This is a genomic window from Coxiella-like endosymbiont of Rhipicephalus sanguineus, from assembly GCF_018687865.1.
Window position 1 is genome coordinate 1 of sequence record NZ_NIQB01000036.1, and the last position, 540, is coordinate 540.

Below are 540 nucleotides of genomic sequence, written 5' to 3' on the forward strand. Positions count from 1 at the left end.
AAAAATCACGAGCGAATACAATATTTCGGGGCTTCCTGTTGTAGAAGGTGAGCAGCTTGTTGGAATTATTACCAATCGCGATATTCGTTTTGAATCGGATATGGAGCAAAAAGTTGCTAATTTAATGACTCCAAAAGAACGCCTCATTACCATCAAAGAAGGCGCTACACGCGAAGAAATTATTAATCTTTTCCGCCCACATCGTGTAGAAAAATTGCTAGTAATCAACGAACGCTTTGAATTGCGTGGATTAATTACTGTGAAAGATATTCTACGCTCACAACAAAATCCCAATGCTTGTAAAACTGCTTCGGGACAATTGCGAGTGGGTGCAGCCATCGGTACAGGAAACGAAACTCCGGATCGGGTAGCTGCTTTGGTAGCTGAAGACGTTGATATTTTGGTGGTGGATACCGCACATGGCCATTCAAAAGGAGTTATTGATCGAGTGAAATGGGTTAAGAAGCATTATCCGATGTGCCCGTGATTGCTGGTAATATAGCCACGGCTTCGGCAGCAAGAGCATTAACCGATGCAGGG

1 pseudogene is annotated in these 540 nt (G+C 43.3%); it reads left to right on the forward strand.

The window, feature by feature from the left end:
* Window positions 1-540 (forward strand): annotated as a pseudogene (locus B1F79_RS02255) (IMP dehydrogenase); the annotation flags it as partial.